Raw genomic sequence first — 22407 nt, forward strand, 5'->3', positions numbered from 1 at the left:
TAAATCCCAAATAAAGATAACGATTCATTATGAAACGAAAATACAATTATTTTCTGTTATGGTGGCTACATTTTTTTTTATTCCCGGTTTTCGGGCAAGAAGTGCAACTGTATCAGCAATTTAATGGTCGTTTTGATTTTACTTTTATTGGAAATACGTTAAATACACAAGAAAACTTAGGGATTTTAAATTCTCCTTGTATCATCAATACTTTCTCGTCTGCTCAATTGGATTTACAACCGGAAGACACTATTGAAAAGGCCTATCTTTATTGGGCTGGTTCAGGTCCGGGTGATTTTAATATAAAGCTTAATGACATCGATATTGTTCCGGATCGCACATTCAATTTAACTCAGTCAACTTCGGGTTTAATTTTTTTTAGTGCTTTTAAAGATGTGACCGAACAAGTAATTACTACCGGAAATGGCACTTATACGCTATCAGAACTTGATTTATCAGAAATTATTCCAAACTATTGCCAAAATGCTACCAACTTTGCCGGATGGGCAATAATTATTGTCTATAAAAATGACAATTTACCTCTCAATCAACTGAATGTGTATGATGGTTTAGATTATATCAGTTTAGGTAATGAAAATTTAAATTTCTCGTTAAACAGTCTTAATGTAATCGATAATATTGGGGCAAAAATTGGTTTTATTGCTTGGGAAGGTGATTCAGGTCTTGCCGACAATGAAACGCTTCGTATAAATGGAAATATCCTAAGTAACGAACCTTTAAATCCGGCAAGCAATGCTTTTAATGGAACAAACTCAATCACAGGAAGCAACGAATTGTATAACATGGATTTGGATGTTTATGAAATTCAAAACTATATTCAACCCGGAGATCAAACCGCTGAAATTGCTTTAACTTCCAGTCGGGATTTTGTGATGATTAATGCGGTTGTAACCAAATTAAACAGTCAGGTTCCGGATGCTGCCATTTCAATTGATAACTTTTATTTGGAATGTGATTCCAGAGAAATTACGGTAGATTATACGGTGTATAACTTAGAATCTACCAATCCGCTTCCTGCTAACACACCTATTGCAATTTATGCCAACGATGTTCTAATTGAAATTACTGCCACCATCGATGTAATTGAGGTGAACGGTAGTGAATCCAATACTATTACACTTCAAATTCCAAATGAAATTCCAACCATTTTTGAATTGACATTTTCTGTGGATGATTTGGGCGATGGAACCGGAACTGTAAATGAAATCAACGAAAACAACAATATTGATGTGGAAGAAATTTCACTTTTACTTTCTCCAGAATTCAATTCTTTAGAACCTATTTTTAGTTGTAATGAAGGTTTTAGCGTTGGAACTTTTGATCTAACTTCAATTGAAAATTTGTTACTGATTGATTTTTCTAACACCATCAGCTTTCATACCTCTTTTCTTGATGCTGAAACGAAACAAAATCCACTAATTAACCTTACTAATTTTCAAGCCAATAGTGGGACAACGTTGTATATTCGTATTGAAAACGAATTTTGTTACAGTATTGCAACAGTTGATTTAATTACTAAAAATTGTCCTCCAACTGTTTATAATTTTATATCAGCAAACGAAGACGGATTAAATGATTATTTTTTTATTGATGGCTTAAGAGATATATTTTTAAACTTTGAAATTGAAATTTACAATCGTTGGGGACATTTAGTTTGGAAAGGTAATCAAAACACTGAAGATTGGCGTGGCGAAGTAACCGAAGATGTAAAATGGAACGGAAGTATTTCGGTGGACGGAACTTATTTTTATTTACTCTTTCTAAACGATCCGGATTATCCGAAACCGTTGCAAGGTTTTCTCTACATTACGCGTTAAACCTTCCCTATTGTTGGTAAATACCATTTGAATTTCACTGCCAGTAAACGAATAGTAATGATGACTAACGAAGTGACTAAATACAAAACATCATTATTCAAATTAAAATATTTTAATGCAAAAAAGACCATTCCGCCAATAATACAAATAGTCGCATAAATTTCTCTTCTAAAAATAATGGGGATTTCATTACACAATATATCGCGAATAACTCCGCCAAAGCAAGCAGTCATTGTTCCCAAAGCGATACAAATGAGGGGATGCAAACCGGTTTCAATTCCTTTTTCTAAACCAATCAATGTAAAAACCCCCAAACCAATCGTATCAAATAAAAAAAGTGAAGTACGTAAACGGTCTAATTTTTTTCTAAAAATAAGGGCAAAGAGAAATCCGAGGGAAATCATATACACATAGGTCAAATCCTGCATCCAGCCCACCGGTGTTCTTCCAATGAGTACGTCGCGTAATGTACCACCACCCACGGCTGTTACAAAAGCAATGATAAAAACCCCAAAAGGATCAAGTTTTTTATTCAAAGCAGTTAAAACACCGGAAATGGCAAAAGCCATGGTACCGATGATGTCGAGGAGGTGAAACATGTATTTTTTTAATTAAAATTGACCTTGTTATTGATATTGTTATTGTTATTGATATTGTTATTGTTATTGTCCTTTTACATATTCTGAGTATAAAAACTATAATCTTTCAAAATTGTTCTAATAAAATCGGTGTCGTTTCCGGAAATATTTTTAACTCCGGTTACTTCTTCAATTTTGTTACGAAGTTTAATCAATGTTGCATAGTCGCGTTTGGCAACAGCTACATTAAATGTTTCTTTGATAATGCGGGCATCGTTATCACTTAGTTTAATTACTAAAGGATAAGTTGGAACGTAAGCCGTATCTACTTCTTCTAAAATAGTATGATTAATATTGATGTCATTTTTCAAACTTATCACTGCAGTTCCGGCAGTCATATCTCCAAGTCGTTGTGTTTTTGAACTGGTAATCATAGCAATCAAGCCAATCACTCCACTACTTAAATTTACATCAATTATTCGAAATAACCATCGCATTAAATAATCACCAAAAGAGGCTTGATAACCATCTATTTTAACCACTTTCATTTGAAGTAATCGTTTACCAATGGTTTGTCCTTCCAAAATACTTTCAAAAATCAATGAATAAAAAATTACCGGCGAGTATACCAAAATAATGATTGCATAATAAGACCAATTGTCTAATCCGGTCATTCTTTGATTAATTCCTAAATAGTAAAAAAAGATTCCCCAAATTACAACTACATATGCTGCTTTCACCAGTAAATCAAGTATATAACCTAACATTCGGTGTCCAACAGAAGCGGCTGAAAAATTTATTGTAACATTTTGTGTTGTTGTTATAGATAATTCTGACATATTTTATATTTTAGCAAACCATGAGAGAAGTTGCCTTCATAAAGCAAAATAAAGCAAAATGGCTTGAATTTGAGCAAGCTATTTTTGGTAAAGCTAAAAAAAATCCTGATGAAATGGCTAGTTTGTATATCCATTTAGTCAATGATTTGTCGTACGCACAAACCTATTATCCTAAAAGTAAGACAGTTGTCTATCTCAATTACCTTGCTTTGCAAATTTATCAAAAGATTTATAAAACCAAGCGAACAGAGCAAAATAGAATCGTTTATTTTTTTTCAACCGAAGTTCCTTTAATCGTTTATGAGTATCGAAGGTACTTGGTTTATGCTTTTGCTTTGTTCTTTTTGTGTACCGGAATTGGTGTAATTTCAGCAAAATATGATATTGATTTTGTCCGACTTATTCTTGGTGATAGTTATGTAAATATGACACTGGAAAATATTAAAGAAGGAAATCCGGTTGCCGTTTACAAAAGTGGAAGCAATTGGGGGGGATTCATTGCCATAACGATGAATAACCTCTATGTAGGGGCACAATGCTTTATTTGGGGAATATTTTTAGGTATCGGTACATTTTATATCATGCTTCAAAACTGCATAATGCTTGGTTCATTCCAATACTTTTTTTATCAAGAAGGTGTTTTTTGGGAAAGTGTTCGCGGTATCTGGATTCATGGTTCTATGGAAATTTTTGCCATCGTAATTGAAACAGCTGCAGGTTTTATTTTAGGTGCTTCTATTCTTTTCCCTAAAACATATTCTCGAATAAATTCATTCAAAATTGGTTTCAAAAACGGATTAAAGATATTTTTGAGTACTATGCCGTTTACCATTGCGGCGGGATTTTTAGAGGGTTTCGTGACACGTTATGCTCTTGAAATGCCTAATTGGCTGAATGTAATAATCATCATAGGTACGTTGAGTTTGATCTCCTTTTATTTTTTAATTTTTCCGTTTATAGTACATAAAAAACTGAAAGCAATACCATTAAAACCCTAAAAACAATGTTCCAACTTTTCAAAAAACGAAATTTTAGCGATTACATTAGTGATACGTTTTCCTTCTTTCGAATAACCGGAAAACACTTTTTTAAAAATTATTTTATTATTAATGGAACATTATTGATTCTGTTAATGGTCCTCACTTATTTTGTTTTTAAAGTCTATTTTGAAATGATGTTTGCCAACATCGGTTCGTCAGCTCCAAATTTTTTGGAGGATTATTTCAACAATAATATTGGATTAATTATTGGCGTTTTCTTGCTTTTTTTCTTGTTGATAATGTTTATATCACTTATTAATTATGCATATCCGGTTGTGTACATGATTTTATATGACAAACACAAAGGAAACCATTTTGAATCTAAAGAAATTATAGCCGAATTAAAATCAAAATTCGGTAAAATGCTCATTTTTTTACTCGTTCTTTTTTTTCTGGGAATTACCGCCGGTTTGATTTTGATGGGATTGGTCGTAGCATTGATGTTTGTTTTAGTTGGATTTCTATTATTAATCATTTTAGGACCGGCTCTTTTAGCCTTTGTTCAATTGAGTTTCTATGAATACCTGAATGCCGAGATTGGTATTTTTGAGGCTATGGGAAAAGGTTTTGAGAAACTAAAACAAAATTTTTGGCCAATTATTGGATCCACTATTGTGATGTATTTTATTGTTCAAATTGTCATCAGTATTTTTTCGATGGTTCCTTATATAATTGGGATTGCGTCTGTTTTTACCAGTATTGAAAACCAAGGCTCACCGGAAGAATCTCTATCGTTCCTTTCCATTATGATGGTCGTTTTTATGTGTTTAGCCATGCTGTTCAGTTATATTTTAAACAATTTATTGGTGGTAAACAGTGGTATTATTTACTACAGTCTAAGAGAAAAAAATGAAAATAGAACTACTATTAACGATATTGATTTGATAGGAACGGAAAGTGAATAAAATCCTCTACATAATCCTTTTACTCAGTTGCCTAAATTCTTTTTCGCAAGATACGTTGACTTTCGAAGTAACTGAAGAAAAAATCATTTTTACCGAAAAGGATATTAAAATCGATTCTTCAACTATTGAAACCAGAAGCTTTGAAGAAAACTTTAAAGACAACTACCAAGACAGCGATTACATTTATGAACAAGCTGTAAAAGAATCGAATTGGTGGGATCGTTTTAAAAAATGGTTAGCCGATTTTTTTAAAAATCTTTTTAATCTCAGCAGCGATACCGTTTCCGGAAAAGTTGTAGATATTTTGATTAAATCTCTTGCCGTACTACTCATTGTTTTTGTCATTTATTTAATTGTAAAATCAATCATGAATGATGAAGGACAATGGATTTTTGGAAAATCTTCGGATAAAAAAGTCATTCATTATAAAGATGTTGAAAAAAATATTCACTTAGTTGATTTTGAAAAGCTCATCAAAGAAACACTCAAATCCGGTGAACAACGATTGAGCATTCGTTACTACTATTTGTGGCTTTTAAAAAAAATGAGCTATAAAAACATGATTGAATGGGATATAGAAAAAACAAATTCTGACTATTTGTATGAATTAAAAGAACCCCTATTCAAATCAGATTTTGAATACGTTTCCTATCTGTACAATTACATTTGGTATGGCGAATTTGAATTAGACGAACCAACCTTCGAAAAAGCCAAATCCGCTTTTGAAAAAATTATCAAATCCTTCTGATGAGTAGAACTATTAAAATATACATCGTATTTTTAGTTGCTATGATGGCATTAATCGTCGTCGTGGATGCCAATCGTCCTCGTCCTATAAACTGGATGCCAAGTTTTGATATCAAATCAAAAATTCCATTTGGACTAAAAGTTTTTCAGGAAGAAAAAGAGAATTTCTTTAAAGGTGATACTATTACAGAAATAAAAGTAACACCTTATGAATTTTTTGATGCCTATTATGATTTTGATACGCTCATAAACACATATAAAATAAAAGGTACATTTTTAGCAATTGATAATTACGATAATATTGATGAATCCTCAGCAGAAGAAATTTTATACTTTGTTTCGCATGGAAATAATGCGTTTTTGAGCATGAATGACTTTTCAAATAAATTGGTTGATTCTTTAGGGATTGCTGTACAAAACCATTACTTTAAAGATCGAATAGAAACGTATTTGGCCAACAAGAAAGTTGACGACAAAGAATATCAAATGAAAATGGGTGTTTCAGGTTATCATTTCTCCTCTTTCGACACTTTAAAAACAACTGTATTAGGCTATCATAAAACCCAAGATTCCACTTATGTAAATTTTATAAAAATTAATTATGGCAATGGCCATTTTTACCTTCATACACAACCTTTTGCATTTACTAACTATTATTTGCTGAAAGACCGAAATTATCTGTATGCCGAAAAAGTTTTATCCTATATTCCAAAAGGAAATATTTTTTGGTATCCTAATAAAACCTACAACAGTACCGCATCTGAATCACCACTTCGATTCATCCTTAGTCATGAAGGATTAAAATGGGCGTGGTATGTGTTTTTAATCGGAATGATTATCTTTATGATTTTTAATGCCAAACGGAAACAACGGATAATTCCGATTATCAAACCATTGGAAAATACAACTGTCGATTTTACAAAAACGATTGGAAATTTGTATTTTCAAGAAGGAAATCACGACACCATCATGGAAAAGAAGATTATTTATTTCCTTGAAAAACTGAGACAAGATTATTTAATTAATACACAAAATTTAGACGAAGATTTTATCAAAAAAGTACATCAAAAAACCGGAAAAGATATTACTCTAATTCAGAAAGCAGTTTTGCTCATCAAACGTCAACGCAAAACATTCAAAAGCACCGAAGCCGATTTGATTGAATTAAACAACGTAATTGAAAAGATTCTAGAAAGCAAATAATAAATTGAATTAAAAAATATTGATATATGGAAGAAAACCTAATCCCATCACAACCAGACGAAACCGTCAACTTTGAATCCCGCATCGACCTCAAACCTTTGCAGGAAAGTATTCAAACCATTAAACAAGAATTAAACACTGTCATTGTAGGTCAACATAAAATGATTGATCAATTGTTGGTTGCAATACTTTCAAACGGTCATGTATTGTTAGAAGGTGTTCCCGGAGTAGCCAAAACCATAACAGCAAAATTATTAGCCAAAACCTTGAGTATTGGCTTCAGCCGAATTCAATTTACACCTGATTTGATGCCATCAGATATTTTAGGAACTTCTGTTTTCGATTTAAAAAAATCAGAATTTGAATTCAAAAAAGGACCTATTTTTTCCAATCTAATTTTGATTGACGAAATCAACCGTGCTCCTGCCAAAACGCAGGCCGCTTTATTCGAAGTGATGGAAGAACGCCAAATCACAATGGACGGTACAACATACACAATGTCAGCACCCTTCTTGGTAATTGCCACTCAAAACCCCATTGAGCAGGAAGGAACCTATCGTTTGCCGGAAGCCCAATTGGACCGTTTTTTATTTAAAATCAACATCGATTATCCAAAATTGGAGGAAGAAATCAACATTCTTCAAAAAGAACACGCCTTGTTGAGTGAAAACAAATTAGGAAATATTAAATCCTTGCTGACAGCAGAAGCAATCCAACAATTTCAGGTATTGGTGAAACAAGTTTTGGTGGAACCTAATTTATTGGAATACATTGCCAAATTGGTTGTAAACACCCGAGAAAATGGCTTTTTATATTTAGGAGCTTCGCCTCGTGCTTCGATTGCCATTTTAAACGCTGCCAAAGGTTTTGCGGCTCTTCGCGGAAGAGATTTTGTAACACCGGAAGATATCAAAGAGGCGGCTATTCCTGTATTACAACACCGTGTAATCGTGACGCCTGAACGTGAAATGGAAGGCATTACCAGTAAAGAAATCATTCAACAAATCATTGAATCTATTGAGATTCCCAGATAAAATCATTCGTTTTGAAAAAAGGGTTTAAACAGCTTTACATTAATAATTTCTTTTTCTACTTGCTGGGAGGCATTGTAGCAACATTTGTATTGAGTTTCTTTTTCCCTGTTTTTTATAATGTAGCTTGGTATTTTTTACTGATTACGGTATCGTTCTTTCTTTTGGATGTTATCATTTTATTTACCGCAAAAACCGGAATTGAATCTACTCGAATTGTAGCTGAAAAACTCTCCAACGGTGATGAAAATCCGATTAGTGTTTCTACCCGAAACTATTACACATTTGCTGTTTATGCCAAAATAATTGACGAAATTCCATTTCAGTTTCAAGTGCGAAATTTCGAAATCAATCGAAAAATAAAAGCTTCTTCACAAGATGATATTCAGTATTTCCTCCGTCCTGTGGAGCGTGGTGAATATGTTTTTGGTAATTTGAATGTCTATATTTCTTCGCCTTTGCGGATAATTTCCAGACGATTTACGTTCAATAAAGATCAAATGGTGCCTACGTATCCATCCTACATTCAGTTACGGAAATACGATTTGATGGCTTTTTCTAACAATTTGTTTCAATATGGTGTGAAGAAAATCCGCCGAATTGGTCACACGATGGAATTTGAACAAATCAAAGAATACATTCAAGGGGATGACATTCGTACCTTAAACTGGAAAGCAACTGCTAAGAAAAACAGTTTGATGGTCAATCAATTTCAAGACGAAAAATCGCAATCGGTTTACATGATTATCGATAAAGGTCGTGTGATGAAAATGCCATTTAACGGTTTGAGTTTATTAGATTATGCCATCAATGCTACGTTGGTTTTATCCAATGTCATTCTGAAAAAACACGACAAAGCCGGGATGTTTACGTTTTCCAAAAAAGTAGAGAATAGAGTTGTTGCCGAAAAACGTTCCTCGCAAATGCAATTGATTATGGAATGTTTATACAACATCAAAACCGATTTTTTTGAAAGCGATTTCAGCCGATTATATACTGATGTGAAGAAAAACATCAACCAAAGAAGTTTACTTTTGCTTTACACCAATTTTGAAACGCTAGATGGTTTGCATCGACAACTCCCCTATTTAAAAGGAATTGCTAAAAATCATTTACTTGTGGTGGTGTTTTTTCAAAATACAGAACTCAATGAACTCATTCACAAAAAAGCCGAAACCGTACAAGAAATGTACGACAAAGTGATTGCCGAAAAATTCATGTTTGAAAAACGTTTAATCGTCAATGAACTTAAAAAGTACGGGATTTATTCTGTGCTTACTCAGCCTGAAAATTTGACGTTGGATACGATTAATAAATATTTGGAAATTAAAGCGAGAGGGATTTTGTAGGACCGTTATCAGTTGTCGGTTGTCAGTTATCTGAAACATAAATTACATATCTTTGTTAACCAAAATTCATTTACTTGAAAACCATCACATCCGCACAAAACCCATTCATCAAATCACTTGTTCAATTGCAGGAAAAAGCCAAAACCCGCAAACAAACCGGTACATTTTTAATGGAAGGCAAACGCGAAATTGAATTGGCTGTAAAAGGAGGTTATCAACTTGAAACCATTTTATTTTTACCTGAATTAGTATCAGTAAAAGAATTAAAAAAATTCAACGTTTCGGATTGTATAGAAATTTCAAAAGAGGTGTATCAAAAGTTAGCTTATCGCGATACAACGGAAGGAATTTTAGCCATTGCCAAATCAAAATCGCATCAACTATCCGATTTAAAATTATCTGAAAACCCACTCATTTTAGTGGCCGAAGGAATTGAAAAACCCGGAAATATCGGAGCTTTGTTACGAACTGCCGATGCGGCAAACATTGATGCCGTGATTATCGCCAACCCAAAAAGTGATTTATACAATCCAAATGTGGTTCGTTCGAGTGTTGGTTGTCTGTTTACCAATCAAATTGCATTGGGTTCGACCGAAGAAGTAATTGCTTATTTAAAAAAACATAACATTGCCATTTATTCGGCAACCTTACAAAATTCGAATTCCTATCATGTAGAAAATTACACTACTCCTACAGCTTTGGTCGTTGGTACAGAAGCAACAGGACTAACCGAACCTTGGCGATCAGAAAGCACTCAAAACATCATTATCCCTATGCAAGGCGAAATTGATTCTATGAATGTCTCAGTGGCGGCGGCTATTTTGTTGTTTGAAGCAAAAAGGCAAAGGGGGTTTTAGAATAATTTATTAAATACAATTCTTTAACAAATTTTTCAATTAACTACTCCATTAGGTATTTATTACAGTTGTCTTTGCCCACAAATCTCCTAAACGTTGATTTTTTTCCGTATTTGAAATAGTTAATATTCCTATTAATCCAAATGGAAACATATCAATGGGATCTAACAAATGTCTTTTAATAGATTGACTAAATGAAAGTTCGCCATTGTGATTAATTAAAGAAATCGGCTTTAAACCTACAATTGAATTTCCAATAGTTGCACCATAAAAAACTTCCAATAAAACAATATAAAAAAACCAAAAAAACAACGGAATTAATGCCGGAAATCCTGTAACAACATATCCTTCTGATGTTTCTGTCCCAAAAGTCATTAAATAAGTATAAAAAAATCCAAAAACAATTGAATAATCAATTAATGCTGATAAAAAACGCTTAAACAAATTTGGCTTCGTTTGAATTTCTCTCATTTAAAATTAATATGATTTTCAAAAATAAGATAAATACACTAAAATATTATTCAAAATATCTGCCTTTTTTACAGAAAAACATCTCAGTTACAATATCTATCAAACACACTTGCACAATTCAAATCAATTATCTACTTTTAGTAAGTTAAGAAATTGCTATGACTGAATTGGATTTAGAATTAGAAAATAAGGCGATTGCTAAGGAATACAAAGAACTGCTCCGCATTAGTTATCAAACACTTACTCCGGAAGACAAAAAAATAATTCGGAAAGCATTTGATGTGGCGGTTGAAGCCCACAAAGACCAACGGCGTAAATCCGGAGAAGCATATATTTTCCATCCTATTGCTGTCGCTAAAATTGTTGCTTCCGAAATTGGTTTGGGAGCCACTGCTATTGCCGCTGCCTTAATGCACGATGTAGTAGAAGATTCCCCTATTACAGTTGCTGAAATTGAAAAAATGTTTAATCCGAAAATTGCTCAATTAGTAGATGGATTAACTAAGATTGCCAAAGTAAAAACTGATCAGGAAATTTCGATGCAAGCTGAGAATTTCCGTAAAATGTTGCTTACACTAAACGATGATGTTCGGGTAATTCTTATCAAATTGGCAGACCGTTTGCACAATATGCAGACGATGGAATCGATGGTGGATTATAAACAAGCCAAAATTGCTTCTGAAACGCTTTATATTTATGCTCCTCTCGCCCATCGATTAGGTTTATATAACATCAAATCGAAATTAGAAGATTTGGGTTTAAAATATACCGAACCGGATGTATATGCTGACATTGTCAGTAAAATGAAAGAAAGTAAAGAAGAGCAAGAAGCCTACATTACTTCTATTTCTGATGTGTTAAAAAAATCACTTGACGAAGAAGAAATTGAATACACAATTAAAGGTCGACCGAAATCTATCTATTCCATTCGCCGAAAAATGTTGGCTCAAGGGGTTTCTTTTGATGAAGTGTATGATAAATTTGCCTTACGAATTGTATATAAATCCAATCCACATGATGAGAAATTCATTGCCTGGAAGATTTATTCCATCGTAACCGACCATTACCGTCCGAGTCCGAGCCGACTTCGTGATTGGATTTCTTCACCAAAATCAACGGGTTATGAAGCTTTACATATCACCGTGATGGGACCAAAAGGACGTTGGGTAGAAATTCAGGTTCGTAGTGAACGAATGGATGAAATTGCTGAAAAAGGATATGCAGCCCATTACAAATACAAACAGGGTATTTCGGAGGAAAACACACTGGATACTTGGCTTAATTTATTGAAAGAAGCTTTAGAAAATTCAACTTCGAATGCGGTTGATTTTGTAGAAGATTTTAAGTTGAATTTATATTCTAAAGAAATTTATGTATTTACACCTAAAGGAGAAATTAAATCGTTACCAAAAGGAGCTACTTCTTTGGATTTCGCCTTCAGTATTCACTCAGAAATTGGTGTAAGAACACGGGGAACAAGAGTAAACGGAAAATTGGTTCCGCTTAATCATGTGTTGAATAGCGGAGATCAAATTGAAGTGATTACCTCTCCCAATCAAAAACCAAATGCACATTGGTTGGATTATGTTACTACGTCTCGTGCCAAAAATAAAATCAAAAATGTACTCAACGAAGACACGAAGAAAATCGCTGAAGACGGAAAAGAATTGCTGACTCGAAAACTTCGCCATTTAAAAATAACCTTAAACGAGACGACCATTAATGAATTAGTGGTTTATTTTAAGCTAAAAACCAGTTTAGATTTGTTTTACAGAGTTGGAATTGGAACGATAGACAACCAACAATTAAAAGATTTTGCAGCTCAGAAAAGCAGCACATTAATGAATTTCTTCAAAAAAATGAAACGTTCACCTAGTGTTGCCCCGGAGCAAATACAAAAATATGAGCTGAGTAAAAATTTTGATATGCTCGTTTTTGGAGCAGAACAAGACAAATTAGATTACAAATTATCGGGTTGCTGTAATCCCATTCCGGGAGATGATGTATTTGGATTTTTAACCATTAATGATGGAATTAAAGTCCATAAAAAAGATTGTCCGAATGCCATCAGCTTACAATCCAATTATGCCTATCGAATCATTCAAGCCAGATGGATTGATTCGTCTCAAGAAGATTTTAAAGCCGTTTTAAAAATTACAGGGATGGATACGTTAGGATTAACTAATGAACTTACTAAGGTGATTTCCAATCAAATGCACGTGAATATTCAAAGTATTTCGTTAAGTGGAGAAGCAGGAATTTTTAATGGTCAAGTTACGGTTGTGGTGCAAAACAATACCATATTAAAACGCTTAATTGAGAACATCAAAAAAATAGATGGCATTGATAAAGTTACACGCGTTACTAACGCTAAAATGAATTAATTATTGACATTTTTTGTTGATAATCTTTATTGAAATAGGTGTTTAAAAAATGTCAAAACATAAAAAAAATGTATCTTTGCAGATATTGAAAATCCAATGGAAAACAACAAAAATCAAGATATTGTAAAAAACGTTTTCACCAAATATTTGGAAGAAAAAGGACATCGTAAAACTCCCGAACGATACGCCATTCTACAAGAAATATACAATAGTTTAGAGCATTTTGATATCGAATCGTTGTATATTAAAATGAAAAACAAAAACTATCGTGTGAGTCGTGCTACTTTATACAACACAATCGAATTACTGTTAGATTGTGGTTTAGTGAGAAGACATCAATTCGGACAAAACCAAGCTCATTATGAAAAATCGTATTTTGATAAACAACATGATCATATTATTATGACTGACACAGGTGAAGTAATTGAGTTTTGTGATCCAAGAATACAACAAATTAAGAAAACGATTGAAGAAATTTTTGGAATTGAAATACATAATCATTCTCTGTATTTATACGGAAACAAAAAAGCGGCAACTATTGATAATCCAATAGTTCCTTCTGAATAAACATAACACAACTAAATTCGAGAAAAATTCTCTAAACAAAACAACCAACAAAAAAATGACTGTAGATTTATTGCTCGGCCTGCAATGGGGCGACGAAGGAAAAGGAAAAATTGTAGATGTACTCACTTCAAAATATGACATTATTGCTCGTTTTCAGGGCGGTCCTAATGCAGGTCATACACTAGAATTTGACGGAATTAAACACGTTTTACGCACCATACCTTCTGGGATATTTCACGCTAATTCCATCAATATTATCGGCAATGGCGTAGTAATGGATCCTGTCGTTTTTCAAAAAGAATTAGAGGGATTGGAAAAATTCAACATGGATGTAAAATCTAAATTATTGATTTCCAGAAAAGCACACTTAATTCTTCCTACACATCGATTATTGGATGCGGCATCTGAAGCATCCAAAGGAAAAGCAAAAATTGGTTCTACTTTAAAAGGAATTGGACCAACGTATATGGATAAAACCGGTCGAAACGGTATTCGAATTGGCGACATTGAACTCGCTGATTTTAAAGAACGTTACCGATCATTAGCGGACAAACATGAAGCGATGATTTCTTTTTATGATGTGGATTTGCAATACGATTTAAAAGAAATGGAAGACGAATTTTTCGCTTCCATCGAAGTTTTAAAGTCACTTTCTTTCATTGATAGTGAAGAATATTTGAACCAAGCCATCAAAGCCGGAAAATCAATTCTATGTGAAGGTGCACAAGGCTCTTTATTAGATATTGATTTCGGAACTTATCCCTTTGTAACTTCTTCCAACACTACAGCAGCGGGAGCTTGCACCGGATTAGGTATTGCACCAAACAAAGTGAAAGATGTTTTTGGAATATTTAAAGCCTATACAACAAGAGTTGGTAGTGGGCCATTCCCTACCGAATTATTTAATGAAGACGGCCAAACCATGGCAAGAGTTGGAAATGAATTTGGTTCCGTTACCGGAAGAGCCAGACGTTGCGGTTGGTTAGATTTAGTTGCCTTGAAATATGCCGTTCAAGTAAATGGTGTAACTGCTTTGTATATGATGAAAGGCGATGTGCTTTCAGGATTTAAAACATTACAAGTTTGTACTGCTTATAAATACAAAGGTCAACAAATAAGTCATTTTCCCTATACTATTGAATCGGAAAATGTAGAGCCGATTTATACTGAAATGAAAGGTTGGCAAGCTGATTTAACCGGAATGACTTCGTATGAAGAACTTCCTATGGAATTAAAAAAATATATTGAATTTATTGAAAAAGAAGTTGAAGTTCCTATCAAAGTGGTTTCTGTTGGACCGGATAGAAAACAAACTATCTTAAAATAAAAAAAATCCCATCTGATCAAAAGATGGGATTTTTAATTTACAACTAACCTAAACCAATTTTTATTTTCTTGCGTGATTTTTTAAAAGTTCAATCGCTTCTGTAGCTTTTGAATTTTCAGCATGATTCAAGGCGGTTAAACCTCTTTCATCCTTAGTTTTAACATTTGCTCCTTTTTCTAAAAGCAATTTGATAATTTCAACTTGATTGTAGCGGGCTGCATACATTAATGGAGTTAATCCGTTTGTTGTTTCGTTAATATCAGCACCATATTCGATGAACTTTTTAACTACTTCAACTTCCCCTTTACTTATTGCCACACAAAGTGGAGTGGCGTAATATTTTGCATAAACACTAACTTCCGTTTTTGAAGCAGTTAAGTTTCCGTTGTTAGCAGCATTTGCTAATGTACCAAAACCCAAAAGGGCAATTCCTAAGTAAACAATTGATTTTTTCATGATGTTCGTTTTTTGATTAATGATTGATTTTTGATGATTGATATAGTAATAGACGACAGCAATTTATAATTGTTACATTTTTAATTTTATATAACATTTTTTTAACACTACTGTATAAAAAAAGCCAAGCAAAGTGCCTGGCTAAATATTTTTATGAAATGAAATTTATTTTTGAAGAAATTTCAAAACATTTGATTCAATTCTCGATTGAATATTTGAAATATCTGCTTTTACAAATTTTTCACCAAGGATGTTTTCATATAATTCAATGTATCTATCAGAAACAGACTCAATGTAATCATCCGTCATATTTGGAATTTGCTGTCCTTCTTTTCCTTGAAATCCATTTTCAATCAACCATCTTCGAACAAATTCTTTAGAAAGTTGCTTTTGATCTTCATTATTATTCTGTCGTTCTTCATATCCTTCAGCATAAAAATAACGAGAAGAATCTGGAGTGTGAATTTCGTCAATCAATACAATTTTTCCATCTTTTGTTTTGCCGAATTCATATTTGGTATCGACTAAAATTAATCCTCGTGAAGCGGCAATTTCAGTTCCCCGTTGATACAAAGCTCTGGTATATTTTTCTAAAACGATGTAATCTTCCTCAGAAACAATTCCCTTTGCTAAAATGGCTTCCCGAGATATATCTTCATCGTGTGAACCATTATCTGCTTTAGTGGTAGGAGTAATAATTGGTATGGGGAATTTATCATTTTCTTTCAATCCTTCGGGCATTTCTACACCACAAAGTAATCGTTTTCCTGCTGCATATTCTCTGGCTGCATGACCGGACAAATAACCTCTGATAACCATTTCAACTTTAAAAGGCTCACATAAATGTCCGATTGCCACATTAGGATCCGGAGTTGCAATCAACCAATTCGGAACAATATCCTGCGTTAATTGCATAAACTTTGTGGCTATTTGGTTCAGAATTTGACCTTTATACGGAATTCCTTTTGGCATGACAACATCAAATGCAGAAAGTCTGTCTGTGGCAATCATGACCAAAATTTCATCATTAATGTTATACACCTCTCTGACTTTGCCTCGGTAAACGGATTTTTGATTTGGAAAATTGAAATTAGTAGTTGTAATTGTGTTCATTTTTGTGTGTTGTTGTGAAGTGCAAAAGTAGAAATTATAACTCACTTTTTATTCATGAAAAGCTTTAAAAATTTGCATAAAAAAAAGGACGGCATTACCGTCCTTAAAAATTTATTTTGAGAATAGTTAGAACATAATGTTATACGTTGCTCCAATTCCAATTGCTTGAATATCAATATCATTTTCGGTAAACGAATGTTGATAGAAGCCATAAATGTTCCATTTTTTGTTGTGGTATCCAATTTGTGGACTCACATACATTCCTCCACTGTTGTTATCAACATTAGTTAAAAATCCATAACCTAAATCTGCTCCAACAAAAACACCTTCTGTTTGAAAATAATAACGGGCAAAACCTGCAAGAGGAATTAAACCGAAGTCTTCACCTCCATCTTTTCCAAAAAAGTGATTATAACCTGATGCAACACCAATTCCAAAATGTGGTGTAACCAAGTACTGACCTCTAACATCGGCTCCAACTGTAAAAGAACTAAAATCGGCAGTATCACCCATTGGTAAACCAGCTTTTAAACCAGCTTTAAACCAAGAATTGTCAGGCGTAATGTTTACTTTTTGTGATTGTGAAAAAGCAAAACTTGCTGTAAACAAACTGAATACTAAAAAGATTTTTTTCATTTTTAATTTATTAATTAATGTTAATTAAAAGTGGTGTGCCAAATATTGTGCCAAAAATATAAATATTTTCTTAAACACTAAAAATCAATTATTTAGCAGTGTCAGTTTTTTTTAAATAGATTAAGAAACTGTTTAAATATATAATAGGTAGAAAACAATATTCCAAAAATAATAAGAAATAATAAAACTGTAAAAAATATAATCATCCATAATGGATAAATAGTTGTATGCCAACCCGGAATAATTGATGTAGCAAAATCAATACCTAATTGATAATTTATGGCTAAAAATAACATTACAATTAATGCTATGATAATTAACTTTTTCATAATTAAAAATATAAAGACCTCATAGATACCGATATCTATGAGGTTTATTCTTTTAAATAATATTAATCCAAGTTCTCTATACTCTTATAAGCATCAATCACTTTTTTAACCAATCGATGACGAACAATATCTTTATCATCTAAATACAAAATACCAATACCTTCCACATCTTTCAAAATCAGAATCGCTTCTTTTAAGCCGGAAATTGTTCTGCGAGGTAAATCCACTTGTCCGGGATCACCAGTTATGATGAACTTAGCGTTTTTTCCCATCCTAGTTAAAAACATTTTCATTTGCGAATGAGTTGAGTTTTGAGCTTCATCCAATATCACAAAAGCATTGTCTAATGTTCTTCCACGCATAAAAGCCAAAGGTGCAATTTGAATAATTCCTTTTAAAATATAATCTTCTAGGGTTTGTGGAGGCAACATATCTCGTAAAGCATCATACAAGGGTTGCATGTACGGATCTAATTTTTCCTTCATATCACCGGGAAGGAATCCTAAATTTTCACCCGCTTCCACAGCAGGCCGGGTTAAAATAATTCGCTTAACTTGTTTTTCTTTTAATGCTTTTACGGCTAAAGCCACTCCTGTATAAGTTTTTCCGGTTCCAGCAGGTCCAACGGCAAAAACCATGTCATTTTTTGTAACCAAATCAACTAATTTTTGCTGATTGGGAGTCATGGCTTTGATGAGTTTGCCACCAATACCGTGAACCAAAATTTTGTCATGATCCGGCATACGTTGTTCTTCCTGAGAATTACTTTGAATTACTCTATCGATGACATTTGTATCAATATTGTTGTAACGCGTAAAGTGAAGCATCAATCGGTTAAAACGATTTTCAAATTCATCCAACACTTCCTTCTCGCCGTAAGCCTTCAAGGTGGTTCCCCGGGCTACAATTTTTAGCTTTGGATAGTATTTTTTGATGGTTTCAAGATGGGTGTCTTGAGCTCCCCAAAACTCTTTTGGGGCGATGTCGTGTAGTTCAATAATTCTTTCGTTCAAAAGCAACAGTTTTAAAATTAAAAAATAGTTTTTAATTAGTAGATTTGCATCACTCAAATTTAAACAAAAAACTTCGTAGGTTCTACGAATAGTTATAAACAAAAAAATGTCAATAATTACGCTTACCACGGACTACGGACTCAAAGACCATTTTGTTGGTGCTTTGAAAGGTAAAATCATATCTGAATTTCCGGATGCAAAGGTTATAGACATTTCTCACAATATCGATCCGTTTAATGCTTCCGAAGCAAGTTACATTATACAAGCCGCTTATAAAAGTTTCCCAAACGGAACGGTACATTTAATTGGTGTTGACGCCGAACGTAATTCAGAAAATGAACACATTGCCATGCAATGGAATGATCACTTTTTTGTGTGTGCCGATAACGGAATTTTAAGCATGCTCACGCAACACATAGTTCCACAAAAAATTGTGGCCATAAACATCCACGACCGTTTATCGCGAGATGCAACAGACATGGATGTGTTTAAAACCGTCGCTTGCCATTTGGCAAAAGGTGGTTCATTAAGCGTAATCGGGAAAGAAATTACAACTTTGAAACAAATAACCGATTTACAACCTATAGTTTCTAAAGATGGAAATTCTATTCGTGGAAATGTGATTTATATCGATCATTTTGGAAATATTGTCATTAATATTACCAAAAAGCAATTTGTCGAATTGGGAAAAGGAAGACCCTATGAAATTGATATTAAACCAAGACCTTTAAAAACAATTTTACCCAATTATTCGTCAGTTGCAATTTCTAATAAGTTTCCAATTAAAAATTATGAAGGAGAAAAATTAGCCATTTTCAACGAAGCAGGTTATTTAGAAATTGCCATATTTAGAAGTAATGCTGCAACTGTGGGCACAGCTACCAGTCTATTAGGAATTGGTTATCGGGATACTATTACCATCAAATTTAAATAAAAAATATGTTTGTTCGAATCGTAAAAATGAGTTTTCACGAAGAAAATATTCCGAAATTTTTGGAAAATTTTGAATTAATGAAAGAAAAAATACGAAATGCTCCGGGAAATCGTTTGTTAGAATTGTATCAAGACAAACAAAATCCTGAAATCTTTTTTACCTATAGTTATTGGGAAACTGAAAACGATTTGGAAAACTATCGCAATTCAGAATTATTTTATGATGTGTGGCAGTTTACCAAAAAATTATTTAATGAAAAACCGGAAGCTTGGAGTGTGGATAAACTAGTTTCGTTAGTTTAAGATTGTTTAAAATAGTTTAATGTTGTTCTATTAAACTTTTAAACACTTAAACCTTTAAACTTTTAAACCTTTAAACTTTTAAACCTATTAATTAAATGAAAGCAATTCTTCTTCGAGAAATAAAATCATTCTTTGGATCACCCATAGGTTATATGGTGGTGGCGATTTTTTTAATTCTAAACGGACTTTTTCTTTGGGTTTTTGAAGGTGATTTTAATATTTTGAACAGCGGTTTTGCCGATTTGAATCCGTTTTTCACCTTGGCTCCTTGGATTTTAATTTTCTTGATTCCGGCCGTAACGATGCGAAGTTTTTCGGATGAAAAGAAACAAGGAACGATTGAATTACTGCTCACTAAACCTTTAAGCAGCTGGCAAATCGTAAATGGAAAATTTATCGGGTCATTTCTATTGATTATCATCGCTCTAGTACCCACATTGGTTTATGTTTTTGTGATTTCAAAGTATGGTTCACCTGCCGGAAGTTTCGATTTAGGTAGTACTATTGGTTCCTATTTTGGATTGCTTTTCCTGGTTGCTTCTTACACATCGATTGGATTGTTCACTTCTACCCTTTCAGAAAATCAAATTGTTGCTTTTATCATGGCGGTATTTTTCTGTTTTCTGTTTTATTTTGGGTTTGAAGGGATTTCAACATTATCAGTCTCTTTTACAGATTTAATCGCTTCGTTGGGAATGGATTTCCATTACAAAAGCATCAGTCGTGGTGTTATTGATACCCGCGATATTCTCTATTTTTTAAGCGTGACGGTTTTGTTTTTGGCCGCAACGGTGTATCAACTTAAATCCTTGAAAAACTAATGAACTCCCAAACCAAAAAAAACATACTCCCGCTTTTACTGCTTTTTTTTGTACTAATTTTACTAAACATTGCAGGAAATTTTTATTTCAAACGATTTGATTTAACACAAGATAAACGTTATACTTTATCAGAAAGCACCATCAAACTCATTGAAAATATTCAAGAACCCGTTTTTATTGATGTGTTTTTAGATGGAAATTTTCCACCCGAATTCAAACGTCTGCAGAATGAAACGAGACAGATTTTAGAAGAATTTCGTAGTCATAATTCTAATCTAATTTTTCAATTCACCAATCCGTTAGAAGATGAAAGCCAAGCTCAGCAATATGTTGAAGAGTTGATTAAGTTGGGATTCATGCCGACCAACATTAACAGCAACAAAAAAGGTAAAAAAGAAGTAATCCAAATTTTTCCTTGGGCGATTGCCAATCAGAATGAAAAATCGGTTCGTGTACCACTTTTGATTAATAATTTTGGAAGTTCTCCTTCGGAAAACATCAATAGTTCTGTACAATTATTGGAATTTGCTTTTGCCGATGCAATTACTAAAATCACCACCGAAAAAAAGAAACGAATTGCGGTTTTAAAAGGAAACGGAGAATTGGCAGACAAATACCAAGCTGATTACCTCTTGAATTTGAAAGAATACTATCAATTAGGTGAATTTAATTTAGATTCCTTGCAAGACAATCCGCAAAAAATTCTGGAAAACCTGAATCGTTTTGATGCTGCTCTTATCGTGAAACCCACTGAAGCCTTTTCGGATAGTGAAAAATACATCTTAGATCAATTTGTGATGAATGGTGGAAAAAGTATGTGGTTGATTGATAAAGTGGTGGCCGACATTGATTCGCTTCAAAATGAAAACAATGCAACATTGGCATTTCCGAGAGAATTGAATTTGGATGATTTATTCTTTAAATATGGCGTTCGAATCAATTATCAATTGGTGCAGGATTTACTTTCAACACCTATTACGGCTCAGTCTGCTCAAGGTGACGTTCCAATTGATTGGTTATATTCTCCCATTATTAAATCAAATAATAATCATACGATTAATAAAAACATCAACCTAATAAAATTAGAATTTACAAATACAATTGATACATTGAAAAATGGAATCAAAAAAACGATACTTCTCAAAAGTTCTCCACAATCAAAAGTAGTTGGTGCACCACTTCAATTAAATTTGTATGAATTCATGGAAGAATTAGACGAGCAATCGTATAACAAAGGAAATCAAAATTTAGGTGTTCTTTTGGAAGGAAAATTTAATTCAGGATTTAAAAACAGGGTGAAACCTTTTGCTCTTTCTTCCAATTTAGACAACGGAAAAGAAAACAAAATGATTATCATTGCCGATGGCGATATTGTCAATTACAACTACGTAAATAAAAAACCATTAAACGGCGGCATCGACCAATGGACACAACAGATTTATGGTAACAAAGAATTTTTGTTGAATGCCATGAACTATCTATTGGATGACAGCGGACTTATTAACATTAGAAACAAAGAAGTAAAATTGGCTTTTCTCGACAAAGAAAAAGTAGAGAAAGATTATACCTTTATTCAACTGTTAACTGTTGGGTTACCAATACTGTTCTTATTTCTTTTTGCAACTTTATTCGCTTACTTACGAAAAAGAAAATATGCTCGATAGATG

22 protein-coding genes are annotated in these 22407 nt (G+C 33.2%); 15 read left to right on the plus strand and 7 right to left on the minus strand.

Features of this window, described 5'->3' with window-relative positions:
- Window positions 1-29: 29 nt before the first annotated feature.
- Complete coding sequence (locus EQG68_RS07715; protein ID WP_129464236.1) at window positions 30-1838, plus strand: gliding motility-associated C-terminal domain-containing protein; 1809 nt, start codon at window positions 30-32, stop codon at window positions 1836-1838.
- Here the strand turns inward: EQG68_RS07715 and EQG68_RS07720 are convergent.
- Together EQG68_RS07720 and EQG68_RS07725 are read right to left on the minus strand one after the other, a co-directional pair.
- Entirely contained in the window at window positions 1835-2437 is a 603-nt protein-coding gene (locus tag EQG68_RS07720) for a trimeric intracellular cation channel family protein (protein WP_129464237.1), read from the minus strand. The genes EQG68_RS07715 and EQG68_RS07720 overlap by 4 nt on opposite strands.
- Window positions 2438-2511: 74 nt before the next feature.
- Window positions 2512-3255: an RDD family protein gene (locus EQG68_RS07725; RefSeq protein ID WP_129464238.1), complete on the minus strand. Its 744-nt coding sequence runs from the start codon at window positions 3253-3255 to the stop codon at window positions 2512-2514.
- A gap of 20 nt (window positions 3256-3275) precedes the next feature.
- On the opposite strand from EQG68_RS07725, the gene EQG68_RS07730 reads away from it, so the two are divergent.
- The 7 genes from EQG68_RS07730 (at window position 3276) to EQG68_RS07760 (ending at window position 10387) form a co-directional block, all read left to right on the plus strand.
- Window positions 3276-4253, plus strand: coding sequence for a stage II sporulation protein M (locus EQG68_RS07730; protein WP_129464239.1), 978 nt, complete (start codon window positions 3276-3278; stop codon window positions 4251-4253).
- Window positions 4254-4258: 5 nt separating this feature from the next.
- Entirely contained in the window at window positions 4259-5200 is a 942-nt protein-coding gene (locus EQG68_RS07735; protein ID WP_129464240.1) for a hypothetical protein, read from the plus strand.
- Window positions 5193-5948: a DUF4129 domain-containing protein gene (locus tag EQG68_RS07740; protein WP_129464241.1), complete on the plus strand. Its 756-nt coding sequence runs from the start codon at window positions 5193-5195 to the stop codon at window positions 5946-5948. The genes EQG68_RS07735 and EQG68_RS07740 overlap by 8 nt, the downstream gene beginning before the upstream one ends.
- Entirely contained in the window at window positions 5948-7150 is a 1203-nt protein-coding gene (locus tag EQG68_RS07745; RefSeq protein WP_129464242.1) for a DUF4350 domain-containing protein, read from the plus strand. The genes EQG68_RS07740 and EQG68_RS07745 overlap by 1 nt, the downstream gene beginning before the upstream one ends.
- Before the next feature lie 26 nt (window positions 7151-7176).
- The gene (locus EQG68_RS07750; RefSeq protein ID WP_129464243.1) at window positions 7177-8184 is read left to right on the plus strand and encodes an AAA family ATPase; all 1008 of its coding nucleotides are present in this window, start codon (window positions 7177-7179) and stop codon (window positions 8182-8184) included.
- 11 nt (window positions 8185-8195) lie between these two features.
- The gene (locus EQG68_RS07755) at window positions 8196-9530 is read left to right on the plus strand and encodes a DUF58 domain-containing protein (protein ID WP_222845207.1); all 1335 of its coding nucleotides are present in this window, start codon (window positions 8196-8198) and stop codon (window positions 9528-9530) included.
- 74 nt (window positions 9531-9604) lie between these two features.
- Window positions 9605-10387, plus strand: coding sequence for a TrmH family RNA methyltransferase (locus EQG68_RS07760; RefSeq protein ID WP_129464244.1), 783 nt, complete (start codon window positions 9605-9607; stop codon window positions 10385-10387).
- Window positions 10388-10438: 51 nt separating this feature from the next.
- Here EQG68_RS07760 and EQG68_RS07765 read toward each other — a convergent pair whose 3' ends face one another.
- On the minus strand, window positions 10439-10858 hold the full coding sequence (locus EQG68_RS07765) for an RDD family protein (protein WP_129464245.1): 420 nt from the start codon (window positions 10856-10858) through the stop codon (window positions 10439-10441).
- Between the two features lie 158 nt (window positions 10859-11016).
- Between EQG68_RS07765 and EQG68_RS07770 the strand changes: the two genes are divergently transcribed.
- The 3 genes from EQG68_RS07770 to EQG68_RS07780 all read left to right on the plus strand — a co-directional run bounded on the left by EQG68_RS07770 (window position 11017) and on the right by EQG68_RS07780 (window position 15136).
- A complete protein-coding gene (locus tag EQG68_RS07770) occupies window positions 11017-13242 on the plus strand; it encodes a RelA/SpoT family protein (RefSeq protein ID WP_129464246.1) in 2226 nt (741 codons plus the stop codon).
- A gap of 96 nt (window positions 13243-13338) precedes the next feature.
- Entirely contained in the window at window positions 13339-13809 is a 471-nt protein-coding gene (locus EQG68_RS07775) for a Fur family transcriptional regulator (protein WP_129464247.1), read from the plus strand.
- Window positions 13810-13864: 55 nt separating this feature from the next.
- Window positions 13865-15136: an adenylosuccinate synthase gene (locus EQG68_RS07780; protein ID WP_129464248.1), complete on the plus strand. Its 1272-nt coding sequence runs from the start codon at window positions 13865-13867 to the stop codon at window positions 15134-15136.
- A 60-nt stretch (window positions 15137-15196) separates the two neighbouring features.
- On the opposite strand, the gene EQG68_RS07785 is transcribed toward EQG68_RS07780, so the two are convergent.
- The 4 genes from EQG68_RS07785 to EQG68_RS07800 form a co-directional block, all read right to left on the minus strand.
- Window positions 15197-15592, minus strand: coding sequence for an ankyrin repeat domain-containing protein (locus tag EQG68_RS07785; protein WP_129464249.1), 396 nt, complete (start codon window positions 15590-15592; stop codon window positions 15197-15199).
- A gap of 165 nt (window positions 15593-15757) precedes the next feature.
- The gene (locus EQG68_RS07790; protein ID WP_129464250.1) at window positions 15758-16705 is read right to left on the minus strand and encodes a phosphoribosylaminoimidazolesuccinocarboxamide synthase; all 948 of its coding nucleotides are present in this window, start codon (window positions 16703-16705) and stop codon (window positions 15758-15760) included.
- Between the two features lie 126 nt (window positions 16706-16831).
- A complete protein-coding gene (locus tag EQG68_RS07795) occupies window positions 16832-17341 on the minus strand; it encodes a hypothetical protein (RefSeq protein WP_129464251.1) in 510 nt (169 codons plus the stop codon).
- A gap of 391 nt (window positions 17342-17732) precedes the next feature.
- Window positions 17733-18683 carry a PhoH family protein gene (locus EQG68_RS07800; protein WP_129464252.1) on the minus strand — a complete coding sequence of 317 codons (951 nt, stop codon included), beginning with the start codon at window positions 18681-18683 and terminating at the stop codon, window positions 17733-17735.
- A gap of 106 nt (window positions 18684-18789) precedes the next feature.
- Here EQG68_RS07800 and EQG68_RS07805 point away from each other — a divergent pair, with 106 nt between their 5' ends.
- From EQG68_RS07805 to gldG, 4 genes are all read left to right on the plus strand, one after another.
- The gene (locus tag EQG68_RS07805; protein ID WP_129464253.1) at window positions 18790-19617 is read left to right on the plus strand and encodes an SAM hydrolase/SAM-dependent halogenase family protein; all 828 of its coding nucleotides are present in this window, start codon (window positions 18790-18792) and stop codon (window positions 19615-19617) included.
- A gap of 5 nt (window positions 19618-19622) precedes the next feature.
- Window positions 19623-19919, plus strand: coding sequence for a putative quinol monooxygenase (locus EQG68_RS07810; RefSeq protein WP_129464254.1), 297 nt, complete (start codon window positions 19623-19625; stop codon window positions 19917-19919).
- A gap of 95 nt (window positions 19920-20014) precedes the next feature.
- Window positions 20015-20740, plus strand: coding sequence for a gliding motility-associated ABC transporter permease subunit GldF (gldF, locus tag EQG68_RS07815; protein ID WP_129464255.1), 726 nt, complete (start codon window positions 20015-20017; stop codon window positions 20738-20740).
- The gene (gldG, locus tag EQG68_RS07820; RefSeq protein ID WP_129464256.1) at window positions 20740-22404 is read left to right on the plus strand and encodes a gliding motility-associated ABC transporter substrate-binding protein GldG; all 1665 of its coding nucleotides are present in this window, start codon (window positions 20740-20742) and stop codon (window positions 22402-22404) included. Before gldF ends, gldG begins: the two co-directional genes overlap by 1 nt.
- The last annotated feature ends 3 nt before the right edge of the window (window positions 22405-22407 follow it).

Origin of the sequence: Flavobacterium piscinae (assembly GCF_004122145.1) — a bacterium.
Lineage (GTDB): Bacteria > Bacteroidota > Bacteroidia > Flavobacteriales > Flavobacteriaceae > Flavobacterium > Flavobacterium piscinae.

Bases quoted from the DNA above. Each gene is read 5' to 3' on its own strand.
- EQG68_RS07735 (WP_129464240.1), top strand. From the start codon at position 4,259: ATGTTCCAACTTTTCAAAAAACGAAATTTTAGCGATTACATTAGTGAT.
- EQG68_RS07780 (WP_129464248.1), top strand. From the start codon at position 13,865: ATGACTGTAGATTTATTGCTCGGCCTGCAATGGGGCGACGAAGGAAAA.
- EQG68_RS07750 (WP_129464243.1), top strand. From the start codon at position 7,177: ATGGAAGAAAACCTAATCCCATCACAACCAGACGAAACCGTCAACTTT.
- EQG68_RS07720 (WP_129464237.1), bottom strand. From the start codon at position 2,437: ATGTTTCACCTCCTCGACATCATCGGTACCATGGCTTTTGCCATTTCC.
- gldG (WP_129464256.1), top strand. From the start codon at position 20,740: ATGAACTCCCAAACCAAAAAAAACATACTCCCGCTTTTACTGCTTTTT.
- EQG68_RS07810 (WP_129464254.1), top strand. From the start codon at position 19,623: ATGTTTGTTCGAATCGTAAAAATGAGTTTTCACGAAGAAAATATTCCG.
- EQG68_RS07785 (WP_129464249.1), bottom strand. From the start codon at position 15,592: ATGAAAAAATCAATTGTTTACTTAGGAATTGCCCTTTTGGGTTTTGGT.
- EQG68_RS07770 (WP_129464246.1), top strand. From the start codon at position 11,017: ATGACTGAATTGGATTTAGAATTAGAAAATAAGGCGATTGCTAAGGAA.
- EQG68_RS07790 (WP_129464250.1), bottom strand. From the start codon at position 16,705: ATGAACACAATTACAACTACTAATTTCAATTTTCCAAATCAAAAATCC.
- EQG68_RS07775 (WP_129464247.1), top strand. From the start codon at position 13,339: ATGGAAAACAACAAAAATCAAGATATTGTAAAAAACGTTTTCACCAAA.
- EQG68_RS07730 (WP_129464239.1), top strand. From the start codon at position 3,276: ATGAGAGAAGTTGCCTTCATAAAGCAAAATAAAGCAAAATGGCTTGAA.
- EQG68_RS07725 (WP_129464238.1), bottom strand. From the start codon at position 3,255: ATGTCAGAATTATCTATAACAACAACACAAAATGTTACAATAAATTTT.
- EQG68_RS07715 (WP_129464236.1), top strand. From the start codon at position 30: ATGAAACGAAAATACAATTATTTTCTGTTATGGTGGCTACATTTTTTT.
- EQG68_RS07805 (WP_129464253.1), top strand. From the start codon at position 18,790: ATGTCAATAATTACGCTTACCACGGACTACGGACTCAAAGACCATTTT.
- gldF (WP_129464255.1), top strand. From the start codon at position 20,015: ATGAAAGCAATTCTTCTTCGAGAAATAAAATCATTCTTTGGATCACCC.
- EQG68_RS07795 (WP_129464251.1), bottom strand. From the start codon at position 17,341: ATGAAAAAAATCTTTTTAGTATTCAGTTTGTTTACAGCAAGTTTTGCT.
- EQG68_RS07745 (WP_129464242.1), top strand. From the start codon at position 5,948: ATGAGTAGAACTATTAAAATATACATCGTATTTTTAGTTGCTATGATG.
- EQG68_RS07765 (WP_129464245.1), bottom strand. From the start codon at position 10,858: ATGAGAGAAATTCAAACGAAGCCAAATTTGTTTAAGCGTTTTTTATCA.